Below are 16,480 nucleotides of genomic sequence, written 5' to 3'. Positions count from 1 at the left end.
TCGGGGCGCCGGACTCAGCCGCGGCGCTGCTTCACCGCCGCCTCCAGGCGGCTGCCGAGATCCGCGTCGGCACGACGGAAGTTGCCGACGGCCCGCTCGACGATGTCGCCGCGACCGGCGGAGACGGCGGCGAGGGAGCCGGCCAGGTTGTCGACCAGTCGCTCCTTCTCCACCTCCGTCATCAGCCGGTAAAGGTCTCCGGCCTGCGCGAAGTCGTCGTCCTCGCGGTGCAGCGGGGCGGCGTGGTCGCCGGTCGGACCGGACACCTCGGTGGCGGCCCAGAGCGGACGGCCGGTCTGGACGGGGCCGTTGGCCGAGTTCGGCTCGTAGTTCTTCGCGCCCGCGTGGCGTCCGTCGTAGAGGTGACCGTCACGCCCGTAGGTGTGCGCCTCGGCGACGTGCGGGCGGTTGACGGGCAGCTGGTCGGCGTTGATGCCGACGCGGTAGCGGTGCGCGTCGCCGTATGCGAAGAGCCGTCCCTGGAGCATCTTGTCCGGCGACGGGCCGATGCCGGGCACGAAGTGCGCCGGGGAGAAGACCGACTGCTCGACCTCGGCGAAGACGTTGCGCGGGTTGCGGTTCAGCTCCAGGCGGCCGATCTCGATCGGCGGATAGTCCGCGTGCGGCCAGACCTTGGTCAGGTCGAACGGGTTGAAGCGGTAGGCCGCCGCATCGGCGGCGGGCATGACCTGCACCTGGACCGTCCAGCTGGGGAACTCGCCGCCCTCGATGGCCTCGCGCAGGTCGCGCTGGTGGCTGTCGGGGTCCAACCCCGCCAGGGCGGTGGCCTCCTGGGCGGTGAGGCCGGCGATGCCCTGGTCGGTCTTGAAGTGGTACTTGACCCAGAACGCCTCTCCCGCCTCGTTGGTCCACTGGTAGGTGTGGGAGCTGTAGCCGTTCATGTGCCGGTAGGAGGACGGGATGCCGCGGTCGCCGAAGAGCCAGGTGACCTGGTGGGTCGACTCGGGGCTGAGACCCCAGAAGTCCCAGACGTTGTCCGCCTCCTGCGAACCGGTGTACGGGTCGCGCTTCTGGGTGTGGATGAAGTCGGGGAACTTGCTGGGGTCCTTGATGAAGAAGACCGGGGTGTTGTTGCCGACGAGGTCGTAGTTGCCCTCCTCGGTGTAGAACTTCAGCGCGAACCCGCGCGGGTCACGCACCGCGTCGGCCGCCCCCAGGTTGCCTGCGACGGTCGAGAACCGCGCGAAGACCTCGGTCTGCTTGCCGACCGCCGAGAGGAAGTCGGCCCGGGTCCAGGCCGTCACGTCGCCGGTGACGGTGAACGTGCCGTACGCGCCCGCGCCGCGCGCGTGGACGACGCGCTCCGGGATCCGCTCGCGGTTGAACCGGGCCAGCTTCTCCAGAAGCTGCTGGTCCTGGACGAGCAGCGGACCGCCGGGGCCCGCCGACTCGCTGTTCTGGTTGTCGGCGACCGGTGCGCCCGACTCGGTCGTGAGCGTCGGACGCCCGTTCTGCGTTGCCATGGTGCGCCTTTCCTGAGCATGACCGTGATCGCGCTCGGTGTTCGGTCTTCGGTTGATCTGTGTTCGGTTGATCTGTGTTCGGTTCCGCGACGAACCGGCCGCGCCCGGTGAGCAGTCGCTCGTCCTCACGCCTGGTCCCGTGCGCCGTCCGTCCCCCTCCCGGGCTCCGCGTCCACACCCGCGTCCACGCCCAGGTCCGCATCGACGTCGTAGCCGGCCTGGCCGTGGCCGGTCGCGGGCGGGCGGCCGATGTCGGACCCCAGGTCGAATCCGGCCGCGCCGACGGCCGACTCGATCTCCGCCTCCTCGCGGCGCTGCTCGGCGTCCTCGTGGTGCCGCTTGAGCCGCTCCACCAGGCCCGGGTGCGGTTCGGAACCGGTCATCGCTCTCTCCTCCGTCGCCGTACGAACGGGCTCCCGCGCCGCAGCGTAGAAGCCGGTCGACGGCACCGTTTGTCCCGGAACGCACGGCCTATGCGCCGTCAGGGAACCGCCGGTCCACGGGGCGGGGTGCACGGACCGGCCCGAGGCCGTGCGCGGCCGGGCAAGCGTCGCGGCGTCCCGCTTCTAGCCTGGCCGCGGCGCGGGACCACGCCCGGGTCCCGGCCCCTGAACCAGCCCGACGAATTCGGCCCACGGATTCAGTCCCACGAGGAGCGTCATGGCGAAACAGACCGTTGCCGAGCAGTACGTCGACCTGCTGGCCCGCGCGGGTGTGCGCCGCATGTACGGCGTGGTCGGCGACAGCCTCAACCCGGTCGTCGACGCCGTGCGGCGGCACCACGCGCTGGAGTGGATCCAGGTCCGGCACGAGGAGGTCGCCGCCTTCGCCGCAGGCGCCGAGGCGCAGTTGACGGGCCGTCTGGCCGCCTGCGCGGGTTCCTGCGGGCCGGGCAACCTGCACCTGATCAACGGCCTGTTCGACGCGCACCGCTCGATGGCCCCCGTGATCGCCCTGGCCGCGCAGATCCCCAGCAGCGAGATCGGCACCGGCTACTTCCAGGAGACCCACCCGGACCGGCTCTTCGCCGAGTGCAGCCACTACTCCGAGCTGGTCTCCTCGCCCAAGCAGATGCCGCGGGTGGCGCAGACCGCCATCCAGCACGCGGTGGGCCGCCGGGGCGTCTCCGTGGTGGCGCTGCCCGGGGACGTCGCCGCCAAGGACTCCCCGGAGCGGAGCGCGGACCTCGCGATCCCGCTGGACCGTCCGAGCGTCCGACCCGGCGACGAGGAACTGGCGCGTCTGATCCGGCTGGTGGACGAGGCGGAGCGGGTGACGGTCTTCTGCGGGCGCGGCGTCGAGGGCGCGCACGCCGAGGTGCTGGCCTTCGCGGAGAAGGTGAAGGCTCCCGTCGGCCACGCACTGCGCGGCAAGGAGCACATCCAGTACGACAACCCGTACGACGTCGGCATGTCCGGGCTGCTGGGATACGGCGCGGCGTACCAGGCGATGCACGAGTGCGACCTGCTGCTGCTCCTGGGCACCGACTTCCCCTACACCGACTTCCTGCCGCGCGGCGTGCGCACCGTCCAGGTCGACATCCAGCCCGAACACCTGGGCCGGCGAACCCAGTTGGACCTGGCGGTCTGGGGAGACGTGCGGGAGACGCTCCGCGGCCTGACCCCGGCGGTCCGCGACAAGTCCTCGCGGCACTTCCTCGACCGGATGCTGAAGCAGCACGTGCACGCCCTCGAGGGCGCGATCGGCGCGTACACCAGCGACGTCGAGAAGCACACGCCGATCCACCCCGAGTACGTGGCCGCCGTGCTCGACGAGGTGGCGGCGGACGACGCCGTCTTCACCATGGACACCGGCATGTGCTGCGTCTGGGGCGCCCGCTACCTGACGCCGAACGGGCGGCGGCGGATCCTCGGTTCCTTCGTCCACGGCTCGATGGCCAACGCGCTGCCGCAGGCCATCGGCGCGCAGTTCCTGGACCGGGGACGCCAGGTGGTCTCGCTCTCCGGCGACGGCGGGTTCTCCATGCTGATGGGCGACTTCCTGACGCTCGTGCAGTACGAGCTGCCGGTGAAGGTGGTGGTCTTCAACAACTCCTCGCTCGGCATGGTCGACCTGGAGATGATGGTCGACGGCCTGACCCCGTACGGCACCGGGTACCGGCACACGGACTTCGCCGCCATCGCCACCGCCGCAGGTGCGCGCGGCATCCGCGTCGAGCACCCGGCGCAGGTCCGCGACGCGCTGCGGGAGGCGTTCGCGCACGACGGCCCCGCGCTGGTCGACGTGGTCACCGACCCCGCCGCGCTGGCCGTCCCGCCGAAGATCACCACGGAGGAGCTCACCGGCTTCGCCCTGTCCGCGAGCCGTACCGTGCTGAGCGGCGGCGTCGGGCGGATGGTCCACCTCGCGCGCACCAACCTGCGCAACATCCCCCGGCCGTGAAGCGAACGGCCCGCCCTCGCACCCGTTCCGGGCGGTGCGAGGGCGGGCCGTTTCACGAAGCGGACGGGATGCCTCAGCGCCGTGCGGTGTCGTGGATCTCGGCGACGTACCCGCCGGGGAACTGGACGACGGCGCTGTCACGGCCCCCGGCCGTCACCGGGCCCCACAGCACCTGCGCGCCCGCCGCACGGGCCTTGGCCAGCGTCGCGGTCAGGTCGGCCACCTGGTAGCCGGTCTCCTCGCGCCCGAAGGGGTACGGCAGGTGGCCGTCGTTGACGATCACCACCGTCTTCCCGAACGGGGAGTCGATCGCGATGCGGCGGTAGGTCGTGCCCGGCATCCCGATCTCGGCGCCGTCCGCGCGCCACTGGTCAGCGGTGACGTGCCCGCGGGTGAAGCGCAGGTAGGACCGCAAGAAATCCGAGACCGCGTACGACGAGACGTAGACCCGGTTCTCCGGCACGCTCGCCAGCGGCGCGTAGTGCGGGGCGGTGGTGTGCCAGTACAGCTGGGTGTGGACCCCGCCGGGGAACTCGATGACGGCGTCCTTGCCGATCGGGTCGTCGAACGGCGACACCTGCACGTCGGCGCCGTCCTTCAGGGCCTGGTCGACGGCCGTGTTCAGGTCGGTGGTGAGCCAGCCGGTGCGCTCCACGCCGAACGGGTAGGGCGCCGGGGTCTGGTAGTCGAAGACGGAGAGCGTGCCGACCGGCGACAGGACCAGCTCCGAGACGGTCTTGCTGGGCGTCGGGGTCACGTCGGTCAGCACCGGCTTGGTGTTGGTGCCGCCGAAGGTCTTCTCCCAGCTGGTGACGAAGGCCTGGGCTTCGCCGGGCGTCACGTAGACGTGGGTGGTGTCGTACTGCGGCCCCACCGCGATCTGACGGTCCGTCGCCTTGGCGGCCGGAGCTCCGGCGGACGTCGCCTGCGCCGGTCCGGCCAGCAGTGAGCCGACCGCGACAGAGCAGACGACGGCGGGGACGATGATGCGCCACCTCATGGATGAACCTTCCTCAGGAAGCCCCGCTCGCTGCTCGCCGCGGAGGACGAGGGCAGGGCTGTTGTCGGCCCGCGGCGTGCCGCGCGCGCGTGAACCCTTGGACGCTATGCGCGCGGTACACGGAGCACTGTCCCAGGAGCGCACGGCCGCCCTGCGAAGGGCGCACCGGACGACAGCCGGTCAGTCCACGTCGGCCCTTCGGGACGTCGGGGTCGAGAGCGCGTCCCTGAGCTGGGCCCGCGTCTTGATCCCCAACTTCGGGAAGATCTTGTGCAGGTGGTACCCGACCGTGCGCGGCGAGAGGTACAGCCGGGAGGCGATGTCGCGGTTGGTCAGCCCCTGGGCGGCCAGCTCGGCGATCTGCAGCTCCTGCGCCGTCAGGTCCGCCGTCGGGGCCGTGTCGACTGCCGCCGGAACGGATGCTCCGGCGACGCGCAGCTCGGCGGCGGCGCGTTCGAGCCACGGGCGGGCGTCGAGACGGCGGAAGGTCTCCAAGGCGTGCTGGAGCCGGGGGCGCGCCTCGGCGGTGCGCCGCCGACGCCGCAGCCACTCGCCGAAGTCCAGCTGGGTGAGCGCGTGTTCGAAGGCCCAGCCCGCAGCGGCCGGGTCGGCGACGGCCGCGAGGAAGTGCTCCTCGGCCGCGTCGGGCTCGCTCAGCAGGGCGGTGGCGCGCTCCACGACGGCGTGGACCCGGGGCGAGCGGTCGGGGCCGAGGCCGCGCACGGTCGCGTCCAGCACCACACGCGCGTCGTCGATCCGTCCGACCCGGACCGCGGCGGCGGCGAGGTCGGCCAGGTAGTACACCGACGCGTGGTAGTGGACCGGGACGGGCACGTAGTCGCGGCTGAAGGTGCTGCGGAGCTCCTCGTAGGCCGACTCGTGGTCCCCTTCGACCACGTGGGCCATGCCGAGCGCGTAGCGGTAACGCACCTGGAGGCTGCGGGACTTGCGCAGGTCGATGCCGCACAGCGCGTCGTCCGCGCGGGCGCAGGAGGCCTGGTGGTCGCCCCGGAAGGCGCCGATGGTCGCCTGCAGGACCAGCGAGCCCAGGGTGACGTTCTCCACCCCGGCCTCCGCGGCCATCCAGTAGGCGTCCTCGGCGCAGGTCAGGGCCGACGCCCAGGCCCCGGACTCGGTGTGGGCGAAGGCCAGCGCCTGCGCGATGGTGGCGTTGGTCCCCGCCGTGCCGACGCGACGCAGGATGTCCATGGTGCGGCCGAGGATGCGGGTGGCCTCCTCGGTCTCGTCCAGGATCCACGCCGTCCCGCCGAGCACGGTCAGGTCGGAAAGCGAGTCCTGGGACATCACGGCGAGGGCCTGCCGGAACGCCTCGTGCGCCTGCTGACGTTCCGTCATAGCGCCGACGGTGGCCTGGACCCACGCGTGACCGGGCAGATTGCCCTGCTCGTCGATCAGCCCGTAGATGCGCCGCATCTCGGTCCGGTAGAAGGGGTCGCCCGAGTTGTAGACCGACGTCGCACCCGTCGCCAGGGCCGAGAGCGCCAGCGGCGGCGCGACCGTCGCCATGGACTCGCCCACGGACAGCAGGGCCGTCAGCGCCTCCTGGTGACGCAGCGTCACACCGAGCGCCCAACCCTCCATCAGCTGGGCCTCTGCCCGCAGCGCCGGATCGTCGGTCAGGCCCTGGACGCGCGCGGTGATCTCGCCCACCCACTGCGGGTGCCCGGCAAACATCGCCGACTGCGCCGCTCCGAGCAGGCGCCGCGAGCGGGTCGCTGGGTCGGCGGTGAGCTCCGCGGACCGCTCCAGGGCGGCAGCGGCGGCGGCATGGCCGCCGCGTCCGCGCGAGCGCTCGGCACTGGAGGCGAGCGCCTCGGCCACCTCCTCGTCCTCGCCGGGCGCGGCTGCGGCCAGGTGCCAGGCCCTGCGGTCGGGTTCGTCGGCGAGCGCCTCCGCCAGGGCCAGGTGCGCCGCACGCCGTTCCGCGAACGACGCCGCCTGGTAGACCGCCGACCGCACCAGCGGGTGGCGCAGCAGCACCTGCCCGCTCTCCATCCGCAGCAGCCCGACCTTCTCGGCGGGGAGCAGCGCGCCGATCACGTCCTCGCCGCGCGCCGCCTTGACGATGTCGGCGAGCTGGGCCGAGCCGGACGCGGCGACGAGCAGCAGGGCGGACCGGGTCTCCTCGGGCAGCTCCGGCAGGTCGGCGGCGAACAGGTTCTCCAGGCGGCGGGTGAGCGGCAGGGTCTGGCCGCTGAGGGTCTGGCCGTTGAGGGTGCTGCCGGTGAGGGACTGGCCGCCCCCCGGATCTCCCGAGCGCTTGGCCAGGGCGCGGGACAGCTCGATCAGCGCCAGCGGGTTCCCCGCGGCCTCCTGGAGGACCTGCGAACGCGCGCGTCCCGTCGGCGAGTTCGGCAGCGCGTCGAGGAGCAGTCCCGCGTCGGCGCGGTCCAGGGGCCCGGCCACCAGGTGCGGGAAGTCGCGGTCGAACCGGGCCGGCACGCCCTCCTCGCGGGAGGCGAGCAGCATGACCGCGGGCTCGCCGTCGAGCCGGCGCGCGACGAAGGCCAGAATGTCCAGCGAGCCGAGGTCGAGCCACTGGACGTCGTCGACCAGCAGCAACAGTGGCTGCCGTGCGGCCGCCTCGGTGAGCAGGGTGACCACGCCGACGCACAGGTGGAGCGTGTTGACCGGCGCCTCGGGTCCGCTGGACAGGCCGAACGCGCAGCGCAGCGCCTGCCGTTGACTCTCCGGCAGCGCGTCGAGTCCGGAGAGCAACGGCCGCAGCAACTGGTGCAGGCCGGAGAGCGCCAGGCCGGACTCCCCCTCGCTGCCCCGGACGCGCAGCACCCGCAGGCCTCGGGCGTCACCCTCCGCAGCGGCCCACTCGACCAGCGTGCTCTTGCCCACGCCGGGCTCGCCGGTGAGGACCAGGACGTGTTCCGCGCCGCCGTGGGCGGAGTCGAGCAGAGCGCCGATCCGGGCCAGCTCGGACGGGCGGCCGAGGATCGCCGGCGCGGCCGACCGATCGCTGCTGGTGTCCACAGTGCTCCCTGCCCTTCCGCCCCCACGGACGTCCTCGTCCACGGAGTGTGATCATCCCATGGTGCCAGGTCGGCGCCGGGGGCGAGCCTTGCAGGCGAACACACGATCGACCCATGATGAACTCCGGGAATCCGCACGGTGAACCGTCCCCGACCGCCTCTGCCGCCGGGGGCGGAGGACTGGTCATCTGACAGAAGCGCCGCCGCTGTATCCCAGGCAGGATCGACAGGCCCGAGAAGTCCCGCGACCGTGCGCTGTGCCGGTCCGGAATGCAAGGATGCCGATCTATGGAGACGACCTGGGGCGCCCCAGGATCTTCCCGAGGTGCCACCGCCCCCGCGGCCGACGCGGGTGCGCCCGCAGGACCGGTAGGACGCGACACCGAGCTCGAACGCCTCCGCAGCGCGGTCCGCCAAGAGCCCGGCGCGCCCTCGGCGTTGGTCCTGCTCGGCGCGGAAGGCATCGGCAAGACCCGGCTGCTCGACGCGGCCGGCGCGTACGCGGCCGGGACCGGCCGCCTGGTGCTGTCGGCCCGCGGGTGGTCCGCGGAGCGGCAGCAGACCTTCGGCTGCCTGGGCCATCTGCTCGCCCCGGTCACCGACCGCGTCGAGGCGCTCGCCGACCCCCACCGTGACGTGCTCCGCGCCGTTCTCGGCCACCGAACCGATGCCCCCGCGCCGTCCGCCGCGGCGGTCCGGTCGAGCGCCTCGGCCCTGTTGGACCGCATCGCCGCTCCCGACGGGCTCGGCCGCACCGCCGGGGTGGTGGCCACGGTCGACGACGCGCACGTGTGCGACCGGGCGACCCTGGAGCTGCTCGGATCGCTGACCCGTGGCGCGGGCGGGCGACTCTCGGTCCTGCTCGCGTCACGCGACGGCGCACTCCTCGCCGACCTGCCGACCGACGTCGAGCTCCTGCACGTCATGCCGCTGTCGCTGCGCGGTTCGGCCGAGCTGCTCGACCGCCTGCCCGGAGCGCCCAGCGGCCGTGGCCGCCTGGAGCTCGTGGACCAGGCCCACGGCAACCCCGGCGCGCTGGTCGAACTCTGCCGCCTGCACGCCGGTGCCGCTGATCCGGCCGTCACGCTGGGCGGTCCGCCGCGGCTGCGGCACCTGGGCGGCACGTTCGAGGCGGCGCTGCGGCAGCTGCCGCAGGAGACCCGGCGCGCCCTGGCCCACGCCGCGCTGGCGCTGCCGGGCGACGACGGCGCTGCCGTGATGGCCTCGCTGGGCACCGCCGACCTGGCCGTCTGGGCCCCGGCCGAGGAGGCGGGGATCGTCGCGCTGATCGACGGCCGCGTGGTCTTCCGCCACCCGATGGCCCAGGTGGCGGCGGCGGTCACGGAGTCGGCCGTGGTCCGGCACCAGGCCCATCGGGCGCTTGCCGAACTCGCCGCCGAGCGGCCCCTGGACCGGGCGCTGCACCTCGCGGCGGCTGCCCTCGGCCCGGAGCCGACGGTCGCCCGCGCCCTGCTGGAGGCGGCCCGCACGTCCGCCGACGACTTCACGGCGGCCCGCGCCCTGGAGGACGCCGCCCGGCTCAGCACCTCGCCGCAGGACCGCGCCGCCTGCCTGGCGCGGAGCCTCTCCTCGGCCCTGGCGGTCGGCGACCCCGACTGGGTGCGCGAGCTGCACACCCGGTTCGGCGGTCTCGACGCCGACCCCAGGCTCCGGCACGAGGCGGCCCTGGCGGCGGCCGAGGCGCTGTCGTTGACCGGCCGCCAACGCGAGGCCTTCGGCCTCCTGGAACGCACGGCCGAGCAGTGCCCGCCGCAGGACGCCCACGCCGCAGCGGAGTTGGCAGCGGCAGCCGCAGCGGTCGCAGAGCAGTCCGCACTCGTCGAGCACCGCGACCGTCTGGCCCGGCTGGTCGCCCGCGCCGAGCAGGCCCGCGTCGCCGACGCCGCCGCGTCCGGTGCGGCCGCGCCGGACCCCCTGATCGCCTTCGCCCGGGCCGTGTCGCACGGCCCCTGCGCCGCCCGGCGGAGCCTGCGGCGGCTCGACGTCGCGCGCCTCGGCGATCCGCTGGCCGAGCCGGCCCGGCTCGCGGAGTGGGTCGCCTCGGCCTCGGTCGCCCACCTCGCGGACGAACCAGAACTCTGCCTGGAGCAACTCCGCGTAGCCGACCTGCTGTTCAGCTCCCGCCGGGCCTTCGGCCGGCGAGCCCGGTACCTGGCCCCGCTGCTGGACACGCTGCTGGCGACCGGCCGGTGGGTGGAGGCCGACGCCCTGCTGAACGAGGCGGAGGACAAGGCCACGCTGCTGCGCCTGCCGCGGCTGCTGGCCGACCTCACGGCGTTCCGCACCGCGCTGCGCGCCCTGCGCGGCCAGGCCGACAGCGTCACCCCGCCCGCCCGGCAGCTGCCCTGGATCGACCTTCCGGAGAACGCCGCCACCCGGGCCCGCCTGGTACGGGCCGACGCCCTGGTCGCACTCGCGCAGGGCGACTGGGCCGACGCCTTCCGACGGCTGCGCACGCTCTTCGACGAGGACGGCGCGCCGCTGCACCCGTTCCACTCGCCACGGTGCATCGCCGACCTCGCCCTCGCGGGCCTGCGGGCCGGGCAGGTCGAGGAGGCCGCGCGGATCCTGGACCGGGTACGGGACGCGCAGGGCGAGCGGCCGACCACCCGGATGACGCTGCTCATGCACCACGCCGCGGCCCTGGTGGACCCGGGGACCGACGCGGAGCACCACTTCCGGCTCGCGCTGGTCAACGCGGCGGGCGAACGCTGGCCGCTCGAACGCGCCCAGGCGCGTCTGAGCTACGCGATCTGGCTGCGCCGGGCCCGCCGTCCCAGCGAGGCGCGGCAGCAGCTGGCCGCCGCGCTGGAACTGGTCGAGCCGCTGGACGCCGCATGCGTCGCCACCTGGATCCGCCAGGAGCTGCGCGCCAGCGGGGTGGCCCCGTCCGCCGCCCCCGGGACGGCGCCCACCGGGGCGGCGTTGGCCGAGCTGACCGTCCAACAGCAACAGATCGTCCGCATGGCTGCCGAGGGCCTCTCGAATCGTGAAATCGCCGAACAGCTCTTCCTCTCACCACGTACGGTGGGTACACACCTGTACAACGTCTTCCCGAAACTCGGCGTCACCCGCCGCCACCAGCTCCGCGACCTGCTCCAGGGCTGCTAGGCGGTATCCGCCGGGGGCGTGCGCGCACGCCACGGGGCACGGTACGGTGCCGTCAGTGCCGTCACACGTGGGGAACCCGAGGCGGTGACCCCGGAGAGATCGAGCGAGAGGTGCGGCAGGGTGGAGCCTGACGTCCCGGCCGACGACGACGCGTGCTCGCGATCGACCATCGCGCTCGACCCCGTCGTGGCGCGACTCGTCGCCGCCTCGGCGACACCGCCGGGCCTCGACGACCTGGGTCCGGTCGCCGGACGGCAGGCGCTGCTGGAGGCCCAGGGCGACGACCGCGTCGAGGACTGCGACGTGGAGACGGCGTTCCGGGTGGCCCCCGTGAGGCCCTCGGGGCTGGTCGGCTACTGGACCTTCCGCCCGGTCGGGGTGACCACTCCCCGCCCGATACTGCTCTACGTCCACGGCGGCCGCTGGATGCTGGGCGACGCGCACACGCACGCCCGCCTGATCACCGAACTCGTCCGGCGCACCGGGGCCGTGGCCCTGGTCCCCGAGTACAGCCGCACCCCGGAGGCCCGCTATCCGGTGGCCCTGGAGGAGTGCTACGCGCTGCTCACCTGGGCGGTCGAGAACGCGGACGAGCTGGGCCTGCGCGCGGACCGGACGGCCGTCGCGGGCGACTGCGCCGGCGCGACGTTGGCGACGGCCGTCACCATGCTCGCCCACGAGCGCGGCGGCCCCCGGCTCCGGGCCCAGCTGCTCTACTACCCGCTCACCGACGCCCGTTGCGACAGCGAGTCGCACCGCCGCTTCAGCACCGGCTACCTGCTGACCAGCGCGGCCCTGCGCCACTACTGGGAGGAGTACCTGGGCTCCCCCGACAAGCACGCCCTGGCCACCGCCTCCCCCTCGCGCGCGACCGACGAGCTCCTGCGCGGGCTGCCACCGGCGCTGGTCGTCACGGCCGAGGCGGACGTCGCCCGGGACGAGGGCGAGCAGTACGCCGCACGCCTGCGCGAGGCGGGCGTCGAGGCCACCGCCGTGCGCTTCCTCGGCACCGTCCACGACTTCGTCGCCCTGAACGCCCTGCGCGACAGCCCGCCGTCGCTGGCGGCGGTGGAGCACGGGAGCGCGTTCCTGCGCGCCCGCCTCTGCTGACCCGTCCTCTCCTGCCCCGTCTCCTCCTGCCCCGTCTCCTCCTGCCCCGTCTCCTCCTGACCCGTCGTCACCAGGGCTGTAGGAATGTCTGAGTCGGCAGAGACCAGTCGACTGACTCATGCGCCGGGATGCCCGGCACCGGCAGGCTGGCACCATGCCAGCAACGATCTCCCCGGTCGAGGAAGACCGCGGCGAACGACTCCCTACGTCGGGAACGCGCAGTCACTTCCTGACCACCCGTTCGGTCCCTGAGCACGAGAGCCTGGAGTTCTGGCAGGACGCCGTGCTCGACACCCTCGTCGGCATGGACATCCGGACCGAGAGCGGCACCTACGACGCCAGCATGCGGACCGGCGTGGTCGGCGGCCTGCGGATCACCACGGTCGAGTGCGACCCCGGGGAGGTGTACCGGGCGCCGCGTTTCATCGCCAGGGGCGACGGCGGGGAGATCTTCGTCGGCCTCCAGTGCACCGGCGTGGCCCAGGTCGAGCAGGCCGGCCGGACCATGGAGTTGCGGGCGGGTGATGTCGGCTTCTTCGAGACCGTCCGCCCGTTCCGGACCCGGTTCCCCGACCCCTTCCAGCTGAAGATCTTCTCCGTGCCGCGCCGCCTGCTCTGCGAGTCCGAGGGCGACCTGCCGGAGCTGGTCGGCCGACCGCTGCGCCAGAGCGATCCGCTCGGCGGACTGGTCTCGCCGTTCCTGGCCCGGCTGGCCGACACCTGGGACTCCTACGCGACCCCCACCGCGGAGAGTCTCGCGCGCGGCGCCACGGATCTGCTCGCCGCGGCCGCCGCCGACCGGCTGGGCCGCCGCACCGACGAACTGCCGGGCGCGGAGCGGGTGATGCTGCTCCGCGTGCAGCGGTACATCCGCTGGAACCTCTCGGACCCGGAGCTGTCGCCGCCGGTCATCGCCAGGGCCCACGGGATCTCGGTGCGCTACCTGCACCGGCTCTTCGAAGGCCAGGGCCGGACGCTCGGCCAGTGGGTGCGGGACGTCCGGCTCCAGGAGTGCCGCAGGGCGCTGCTCGCCGCACCCGCCGACACCCTCGGCGTGGCGCGGATCGCCCGGCGGTGGGGGTTCACCAGCGGCGCGCAGCTGAGCCGTGCGTTCCGCAGCGCCTACGGGCTCTCCCCCACGGACTGGCTGCGGCAGGAACGCGACCGGACCGCCTCCCCACGGACGGCCGCCGGACCGCCGATCCACCACATCGCCGAACCACTGAACCACCCGTTCGCTCAACCACTGAGCTGCTGAACCACTGATCACCGACCCACCGAACGACGGAGGAAGACGCGTCGTGACTGCACTGCCCGACGGACCGGACGAAGGGCGGGAGCGCGTGCGCGTGTGGCAACAGGCCCTGTCGCGCTCCCTGGCCCGGGTCGAGGTGAAGGTCCCCGAACCGGCCTCCTGGACCGCGTCCCTGGCCACCCGTCGTCTCGGCTTTCTGGACATGATCGACGAGACGTCCGGGCCGGGAACGGTCCTGCGCAACCCCCAGGCCGCAGCGGCCGATCCACGCCGCCACGTCCTGGCCCGGCTCCAACTCGCCGGCGCCGCCCGGGTGTCGCAGGACGGCCGGGTGACCGAACTCTCACCCGGCTCGCTCACGTTCCTGGATCTGGAACGGCCCTTCAAGATCACACTGCCCGGCCCGGGGCCGCAGCGCGCCCGCACCTTCGTGGTGCCCAGGCCGCTGCTCGGCCTCGATGAACAGGCCGTGCGCGCATTGACGGCGACGCCCGTCGACCGGTCCGCGGGCGGCGCGTGCGAACTGCTGCTGCCGATGCTGGCCAACATCGGCAGGGCGATCACGGGTGTGGTGCCGTCGGTCCAGGACCGGCTCGCGCGGTCCGCCGCGGAACTGGTCGCCACGCTGGCCGCGGACTGCGCCAGTCGTCTGGTCGCCGACGCGCGACCTGCCACGCAGTCCCTCTTCGACCGGATCACCGACTCCATCGAGTCCACACTCGGCGATCCCGACCTCGGCCCACAGGCGATCGCCGACCAGAACGGCGTCTCGCTGCGCTACCTCCACCAACTGTTCCAGCGTCAGGGCACCACCGTCGGCCGGTGGATCCGCAGCCGCCGCCTGGACGCCGCACGCCGCGAGCTGGCCCGCCCCGACGCGCTGCGGCGGGAGGTCTCGGCCGTCGCGGCGCGGTGGGGGTTCACCAGCGCCTCCCACTTCAGCCGGGCCTTCCGCGAGACCTACGGGATATCCCCCGTCCAATGGCGCACCCAGGCGCGGGCCGCTGCGCACTCCGAGCAGGGTCACGGAGCGTGACAGGCGGTCTCCCGTTGTGGCGTCACGCCGTGTCCTGGGGCTTTTTCGTGAACAGGATGCACGGACTGCGCACAGTGGGTGCGCAGTCAGGCAACCACCTTTACTCGGCCTTTCCTAGCCTGAGCACTCGACAGCACCTCACTTTCGAAGGAGCACACCATGGCTGACAGCACGAACACTTACGGTGCACGACCGGTCCTGGAGCCCCAGGCGCAGGAGTTCGTCGAGGCGACGGCGAACCCGCCGTACCTCTTCGACCTCGCCCCGGCCGACGGTCGCAAGGCCGTCGACGAGGTCCAGTCCGGCGAGATCGCCAAGCCGGCGGTGGACGAGGAGTGGATCACCGTGGCCGGCGGGCCGACCGGCTCGGTCAAGGTCCGGATCGTCAAGCCCGCGGGCGCCACCGGCACCCTGCCCGTCATCATCTACATCCACGGTGCCGGCTGGGTGTTCGGCAACGCGCACACCCACGACCGCCTGGTCCGCGAGCTGGCCGTCGGCGCGAACGCCGCCGTGGTCTTCCCCGAGTACGACCTCTCCCCCGAGGTGCGCTACCCGGTCGCGATCGAGCAGAACTGGACCGCTGCCCGCTGGGTCGTCACCGACGGCGCGAGCAAGGGCCTGGACGCCACCCGCATCGCGGTGGCGGGCGACAGCGTCGGCGGCAACATGACCGCCGCCCTGACCCTGATAGCCAAGGAGCGCGGCGGCGTCCCGCTGGTCCAGCAGGTGCTCTTCTACCCGGTCACCGACGCCAGCTTCGACACGCCGTCCTACCACCAGTTCGCCGAGGGCTACTTCCTGCGCCGCGACGGAATGCAGTGGTTCTGGGACCAGTACACCACCGACGAGAAGCAGCGCGCCGAGATCACCGCCTCCCCGCTGCGCGCCACCCTCGACCAGCTCGCGGACCTGCCGCCCGCGCTCGTCATCACCGGCGAGGCCGACGTCCTGCGCGACGAGGGCGAGGCCTACGCCAACAAGCTCCGCCAGGCCGGCGTGCCCGTCACCGCCGTCCGCTTCCAGGGCATCATCCACGACTTCGTCATGCTCAACGCCCTGCGCCCCACCCACGCCGCCCAGGGCGCGATCACGATGGCGGTCCGCACCCTGCGCGACGCACTCCACCAGGCCTGACCTGTCAAGAGAAGGACACAAGGAGCACCATGACCAGCAGTCAGCCGCATCTCCATCAGAAGAGCCCGGAGATCCAGCAGTTCGGCACCGTGACGCAGCTGCCCATCGCGCTGTCCCACGACGCGCGGATGTACGCGTGCCAGCGGCTGAACCGGGTCCTCGCGGACACCCAGTTCCTCTACGCGCTCTACAAGAAGCACCACTGGGTCATGCGCGGCCCGACGTTCTACCAACTGCACCTGCTGCTGGACAAGCACGCCGAGGAGCAGCAGACGCTCGTCGACGTGATCGCCGAACGCGTGCAGACCCTGGGCGGCGTCGCCGTCGGCGACCCGCGTCATGCCGCCGAGATCACCGAGGTCCCCCGCCCGCCGGACGGCGTCGAGAACGTCCCCACCATGGTCTCGCGCCTGTTGGAGGCCCACGAGATCATCCTGGCGGACGCCCACGACGCCGCGGCGCGCGTCGTGGCGCTCGGCGACGACGGGACGCAGGACCTGCTGGTCTCGCAGGTGATCCGGACCGGCGAGAGCCAGGTCTGGTTCCTCGCCGAGCACCTGGTCGTCACCCCGCTCGCCCAGGGCTGATCGGGCGGCCCGCGATGAAGCAGTCCACGACCAAGCCGCTGCTGAGCCACTGGGAGTGGCAGGCCGGCGCATCCTGCCGCGGGATGGACAGCTCCGTCTTCTTCTCACCGGCCCACGAACGTGGGACGGCCAGACGGAAGCGCGAGTCGCGGGCCCGGTCCGTCTGCCGGGACTGCCCGGTCCAGATCGCGTGCGCGGCGTTCGCCGTGCGCACCGGCCAGGCCTACGGGGTCTGGGGCGGGCTCACCGAGGCGGACCGCGACACCACGCGGTCCGCCTCCGGCCCGGACCTGCCGCCCGCCCCACGCACCAAGACCGCCCCCTGAGGAGC

12 protein-coding genes are annotated in these 16,480 nt (G+C 73.1%); 8 read left to right on the top strand and 4 right to left on the bottom strand.

Annotated features, from left to right (window positions below; genetic code table 11):
• Positions 1 to 14: 14 nt before the first annotated feature.
• Together I2501_RS01500 and I2501_RS01495 are read right to left on the bottom strand one after the other, a co-directional pair.
• The gene (locus I2501_RS01500) at positions 15 to 1,484 is read right to left on the bottom strand and encodes a catalase (protein WP_196191901.1); all 1,470 of its coding nucleotides are present in this window, start codon (positions 1,482 to 1,484) and stop codon (positions 15 to 17) included.
• Positions 1,485 to 1,609: 125 nt separating this feature from the next.
• Positions 1,610 to 1,867: a hypothetical protein gene (locus I2501_RS01495; protein ID WP_196191900.1), complete on the bottom strand. Its 258-nt coding sequence runs from the start codon at positions 1,865 to 1,867 to the stop codon at positions 1,610 to 1,612.
• Between the two features lie 277 nt (positions 1,868 to 2,144).
• Between I2501_RS01495 and I2501_RS01490 the strand changes: the two genes are divergently transcribed.
• The gene (locus I2501_RS01490; protein ID WP_196191899.1) at positions 2,145 to 3,887 is read left to right on the top strand and encodes a pyruvate dehydrogenase; all 1,743 of its coding nucleotides are present in this window, start codon (positions 2,145 to 2,147) and stop codon (positions 3,885 to 3,887) included.
• A gap of 73 nt (positions 3,888 to 3,960) precedes the next feature.
• On the opposite strand, the gene I2501_RS01485 is transcribed toward I2501_RS01490, so the two are convergent.
• Together I2501_RS01485 and I2501_RS40455 are read right to left on the bottom strand one after the other, a co-directional pair.
• Complete coding sequence (locus I2501_RS01485; protein ID WP_196191898.1) at positions 3,961 to 4,887, bottom strand: VOC family protein; 927 nt, start codon at positions 4,885 to 4,887, stop codon at positions 3,961 to 3,963.
• Between the two features lie 180 nt (positions 4,888 to 5,067).
• A complete protein-coding gene (locus I2501_RS40455) occupies positions 5,068 to 7,893 on the bottom strand; it encodes a helix-turn-helix transcriptional regulator (RefSeq protein ID WP_196191897.1) in 2,826 nt (941 codons plus the stop codon).
• Between the two features lie 287 nt (positions 7,894 to 8,180).
• On the opposite strand from I2501_RS40455, the gene I2501_RS01475 reads away from it, so the two are divergent.
• The 7 genes from I2501_RS01475 to I2501_RS01445 all read left to right on the top strand — a co-directional run bounded on the left by I2501_RS01475 (position 8,181) and on the right by I2501_RS01445 (position 16,475).
• Complete coding sequence (locus I2501_RS01475; protein WP_196191896.1) at positions 8,181 to 11,024, top strand: helix-turn-helix transcriptional regulator; 2,844 nt, start codon at positions 8,181 to 8,183, stop codon at positions 11,022 to 11,024.
• A gap of 120 nt (positions 11,025 to 11,144) precedes the next feature.
• Complete coding sequence (locus I2501_RS01470; protein ID WP_328806150.1) at positions 11,145 to 12,134, top strand: alpha/beta hydrolase; 990 nt, start codon at positions 11,145 to 11,147, stop codon at positions 12,132 to 12,134.
• 154 nt (positions 12,135 to 12,288) lie between these two features.
• Positions 12,289 to 13,392, top strand: coding sequence for an AraC-like ligand-binding domain-containing protein (locus I2501_RS01465; RefSeq protein WP_196191895.1), 1,104 nt, complete (start codon positions 12,289 to 12,291; stop codon positions 13,390 to 13,392).
• A 43-nt stretch (positions 13,393 to 13,435) separates the two neighbouring features.
• On the top strand, positions 13,436 to 14,425 hold the full coding sequence (locus tag I2501_RS40450) for a helix-turn-helix domain-containing protein (protein ID WP_328806149.1): 990 nt from the start codon (positions 13,436 to 13,438) through the stop codon (positions 14,423 to 14,425).
• Positions 14,426 to 14,584: 159 nt separating this feature from the next.
• The gene (locus I2501_RS01455) at positions 14,585 to 15,562 is read left to right on the top strand and encodes an alpha/beta hydrolase (protein WP_196191894.1); all 978 of its coding nucleotides are present in this window, start codon (positions 14,585 to 14,587) and stop codon (positions 15,560 to 15,562) included.
• 29 nt (positions 15,563 to 15,591) lie between these two features.
• Positions 15,592 to 16,149, top strand: coding sequence for a Dps family protein (locus I2501_RS01450; RefSeq protein ID WP_196191893.1), 558 nt, complete (start codon positions 15,592 to 15,594; stop codon positions 16,147 to 16,149).
• A gap of 14 nt (positions 16,150 to 16,163) precedes the next feature.
• Positions 16,164 to 16,475 carry a WhiB family transcriptional regulator gene (locus tag I2501_RS01445; protein WP_196191892.1) on the top strand — a complete coding sequence of 104 codons (312 nt, stop codon included), beginning with the start codon at positions 16,164 to 16,166 and terminating at the stop codon, positions 16,473 to 16,475.
• The last annotated feature ends 5 nt before the right edge of the window (positions 16,476 to 16,480 follow it).

Source organism: Streptacidiphilus fuscans, assembly GCF_015690355.1.
GTDB lineage: Bacteria > Actinomycetota > Actinomycetes > Streptomycetales > Streptomycetaceae > Streptacidiphilus > Streptacidiphilus fuscans.
This window is presented reverse-complemented; position numbering and strand designations above follow the sequence as displayed.